The following is a 4293-nucleotide window of genomic DNA, read 5'->3' as shown; positions in this document are numbered from 1 at the left end:
TGACCCAGCACCCAAGGAAATGGACATGCAGATTAAACGCCCCCGGGATCTCGAACTCAGGGATCTCCCCCGTATCGAATCGCCAACGTTTGCCCCGAGCAATCTTCCACTCAACACCGATCTCGCCAGCCCCAGCCTGCACGCGGCGCTCAAGCTGGCCGATGACTTCATCGGTAGCCCCTATCGATCTGACAGGGAGCAGATGAATCGACTCAAGGGCAAGTTGCGGGACGGCACCCTGGTCCTGGTCAAAGGCACGACCGATACCCCGCCCTTCAGCCCGTTGATCGCCTGGGAGGAGGATGGCGTTTTGCCGGGTCGCTGGAAAGTCGTGAAAGACGTCCACGGCCTAAACCTCGCCTCCTGGGTCGCCCGAATGAACGACTGGCAGATCACGCCGGCGCAGGTCGAGCGCCTGGGACCCGGTAGCGTGGGGCATCTGTCGGCGAATTCATTCGACAGCGATCTCCGTGAGCGGCGGGCCGCCGAACGAGAGCGGGCTCAGCAGAATTCCCAGAAGAATCTGTCCCTGCCGGTGGGGGCGGCTGCGGGTGTAGCGCCTTTGGTGGCTGAGGCTGGCGACACGTCAGACGATGAGCGAGTTCAGAAGGAGTTGCACATTGAGGTGGGGATTTTTCTGGACGGGACACTAAACGACGCATCCAATGTCAAAGAGTTCTTGTCAAAGCTAAACAAAGCGTGTTCATCAACAGACACGCGAGACAAATTAGATCCTGATAGATGCAGGCATCACCTCGCCCTAAAAATGGGCGCAAGTTATTCAAATGCAAGAACTAATGTTTCAAAGCTGTTTGATCTATACAGAACCCAACGAGAAGAGACTACTAATCATATTACCCACACCCTTCGGGTATATAAAAATGGCGTAGGCACGACCAACGGTGAAGACGACTCACTATGGAGCTCGGCAACAGGATTAGGTTCGTCCGGGATATTGGAGCAGGTAAAAGCAGCATTCAAGGACACGGCGTCAGCAATAGCAAGAACGGCTTCCGGCAAGCCGTTGCGCCAGCTCACAGTAGATCTATTTGGCTTCAGTAGAGGGTCTGCTGCAGCCAGACATGCAGCCTCAGAAATTGCAAAAGGCGAAGATGGTTTGTTTGCCAAGTCACTTCAACAGCAAGGCGTCGTTTGGCCGAAGGGCGTCTCGATACGCTTTGCCGGTTTATTCGATACTGTCGCAGGCATCGTGAATATTTTAGAAGGCGATTTTAGCGCCGCAAATAACGAAACTGATCCCGTCAATGTGTTTCTAGACCCAGACTCTGTTGCTAGCGCAGCCCACATTACAGCAGCCGATGAATGCAGGGAAAACTTCGCTCTTAATAGTCTCTCAAACCCCGACGGCACCTTACCTCCCAATTTCCGGGAGATCTCTTTACCTGGTGTGCATTCAGACATTGGAGGCGGTTACCACAAGGTCCAAGATGAGCATGTATTACTCGCACGAAAACGGGTAATCGCAGACAGCCGGACGGAAAATCCCGAGCAAACAATGGACTGGGACAACCTAGACGCGTTGCTGCACGACACACAGAACGGTGGCTGGGTAGGAGAGAACAGCATACAAAGCCCTGGAGAGGACCTACCTTCGCTGGAGATCAACAAGACATTTGACTCTGAACCCGCGCCGTATGGCCGTGTCACTCTAAAATTGGAGATGAAAAGGCGACTACGAGGGGAATATTCAGGAATACCACTCCGTCTAATGCATGCCTTAGCTTCTGAAGCGGGCGTGATGCTTGATGAAATCGATGACGAAGATCCTGCCTTCAGCCTGCCCAACGAACTCTTAGCTATCCATCAATCAGTCTCCAAGCAAGTGGCAGCAGGTACAAGCAATCCCACACTCCAAACTGGCGACTTATCTCTTTTAAAGCAACGTTATATCCATCACTCCGATAATTTTAATACTGTAGAGTTCATGCTAGGCGGAATCACAACAGATCTTGAAGTACCTTGGGACATGTTCCTGCCCTTTATGCCAACCAGCGATCGTGTTCGTATAGTCCATCCCAACAAAGCGGAGCACTCATGAGGCGGGGAATACTTCTAACATTATTTTTCTCAATCACTTTGGCATTAACGGGCTGCGCCACGCCTTCCCATGACAACGATCAGTCCTGGTATTTCTCAGTTGTCGCGCCTCAACACTACAAAGTTTGGGTCGAACATTTGGAATTTGAGAAGTCTGGTACTCGACACTGGCGTATGCCAATGGGGAATGTCGAATGTTGCTGGAAAGGACCGAATGGACCGCTGGGAACGGGGGGCAGAATGTCACCTTTCCCAAATATTATTGGCATTCAGTGGTTTTCATTCGCAGAACAAAAATTCTACCAACGCTTGATCGAATTGCCTGAAAATCTGCCCGATTTAATGCGTCGAAAAGTTGAGGAAAAAACCAGTACGGGCACTTCGATGGGCCCCAGAGACCAGCTTGTCATCGGTTTAGCACCCGGAGGGGAAGTCGTACTCTGGATAATGAACCAGCCCGGTAGTGAGATCGAGGTTGCCAGGATGCAAGCCAATCCAATTAAGGGTGACGCATCCTGGTATAAAACCAGAACTCAAAGCTATCTCAAAGAAAATGATGACTACCTCAAAAAGCATGGTATCCCGACAACAGGCTGGTAGTTACCATATCCCATGCTGTTAACCACCCAAATCCAGATCGCGACGGCCTTAACATACCCGAAGAGCTCGCAGAAGTTTGTCAGCAACTACGAGAGAAGGTGTTTGTTGGTGAAAACAAACCGCTGCTTTCTGCGGCGGAAAAGCGCTTATAAAGCAACGTTACGTTCGCTACTCCGACAACTTCCATTCCATGGAATTCATGGTTGGCGGGATGGCTTCCAAACTCGAAATTCCCTGGGATGTAGCTATGCCCTCGGTACCAACAACGGATCGCCACCGTACTGTTCACCCCAACAAACAGGAACAAAGATGAACCAGTCATATAAGATGCTCATTGCATGCTTGCTATGCGCGCTCACTCTTGTTTCGGGGTGTGCCACGACCTCCGAGCCGTCAAATCGCTATTATTTCTCACTCGCGGCACCTGAACATTATGACGTCATGGTTGAGCACTTGGAGTTCGAAAAGCCTGGGGACCGGCATTGGCGTTGGCCGGCAGGCTATGTGTCTTGCTGCTGGAAAGGCCCTAACGGCCCAATGGGTTCAGGTGGAACAATGGATCCGCTCCCCAAATACATAGGCATTCAGTGGTTCTCTTTTGCGGAACAGAAATACTATCAGCGCCTGATCGCCCTCCCAGAAGATATTGCGGATAAGATGGCAAAACAGGCCGAATACACAACCAGCAAAGGCACATTCAAAGGTCCTCGAGATAGGCTGGTCATCGGTCTCGCCCCCAGGGGAACCATCGTCCTGTGGATTCAGAACCAAATCGGCAACCAGATTGAAGTCGCCAGAATGAGGGCGAATGAAATCGATGGCGATCCCAGTGACTATCGTGCGGCTACGAAGCGATACCTCGAAGAAAACGCCGACTATCTCAAGCAACACGGTGTTCCGACAACAGGTTGGTAGTCACCAGACATCCCGCTAATCACCACCTGGTTCTGGATCGCGACAACTTTAAAATACCAGACGAGCTAGCAGAAGTTTCTCCGCAACTAAGAGGCAGTGTTTGCTGGTGAATCCACGAGCAAACCTCTTCTTTCTTCTGACGCTGAACCCCTTCAAGCCCGCGGATAATCGAACCAGGATCGTTCACCCTAACCAACCGGAGAATATGGAATGAAAGCGAAGGCATTCTTGATCGCTTTATTAGCGACATGCTTTGCAATGGAGGGATGCGCAACTCAATCCAAAAATCCGGAAACCTGGCATGTTGGGGTTGGCGCCCCCGAACATTACGACGTTATTGTAGAAAATTTTAAACTGATTTCGTCAGAGGGGGCTTCGCAAGATTTCTCCGCGGGCAATGTCGGATGCTGCTGGAAAGGAAACAAGGGGCCGCGAGGCAAAGGTGGACCGACAACCCGTGTACCACGGTATGTTGGCGTGCAATGGTATTCATTGGCTGAGGGAAAAACCTATAAAAAGGCGTTTCCGCTGCCTGAAGATCTTAAGAGCCAAATGTTGGAGCAGGCCAAATACATCACGAGTAAGGGGGAGTTTGAGGTGGACCCGATCAGTTGGACAACCTGATGGTGTCACTAAGCTATGATCCGGTTGTTTCCCTGGCTCAGGCTAGCCAAGGCTATCGGTTGCCCGTAGTACACCTCATCGGGCGTTTGATACTCA

At 51.3% G+C, this 4293-nt stretch carries 4 protein-coding genes; all 4 read left to right on the top strand.

Annotated features, from left to right (window positions below; translation table 11 throughout):
- The coding region (locus EZI54_RS23120) for a T6SS phospholipase effector Tle1-like catalytic domain-containing protein (RefSeq protein ID WP_207389322.1) at window positions 1-2059 on the top strand (2059 nt) is incomplete at its 5' end.
- Window positions 2056-2658, top strand: coding sequence for a DUF2931 family protein (locus tag EZI54_RS23115; RefSeq protein WP_131484223.1), 603 nt, complete (start codon window positions 2056-2058; stop codon window positions 2656-2658). The genes EZI54_RS23120 and EZI54_RS23115, both read left to right, overlap by 4 nt.
- A gap of 309 nt (window positions 2659-2967) precedes the next feature.
- Window positions 2968-3573, top strand: coding sequence for a DUF2931 family protein (locus tag EZI54_RS23110; RefSeq protein WP_131484222.1), 606 nt, complete (start codon window positions 2968-2970; stop codon window positions 3571-3573).
- A 210-nt stretch (window positions 3574-3783) separates the two neighbouring features.
- Entirely contained in the window at window positions 3784-4197 is a 414-nt protein-coding gene (locus tag EZI54_RS23105) for a DUF2931 family protein (RefSeq protein WP_131484221.1), read from the top strand.
- The last annotated feature ends 96 nt before the right edge of the window (window positions 4198-4293 follow it).

The sequence above is a fragment of the Marinobacter halodurans genome, from assembly GCF_004327985.1.
GTDB lineage: Bacteria > Pseudomonadota > Gammaproteobacteria > Pseudomonadales > Oleiphilaceae > Marinobacter_A > Marinobacter_A halodurans.
The sequence above is the reverse complement of the archived record's forward strand: the minus strand, read 5'-3'. Positions and strand labels throughout refer to the sequence as shown.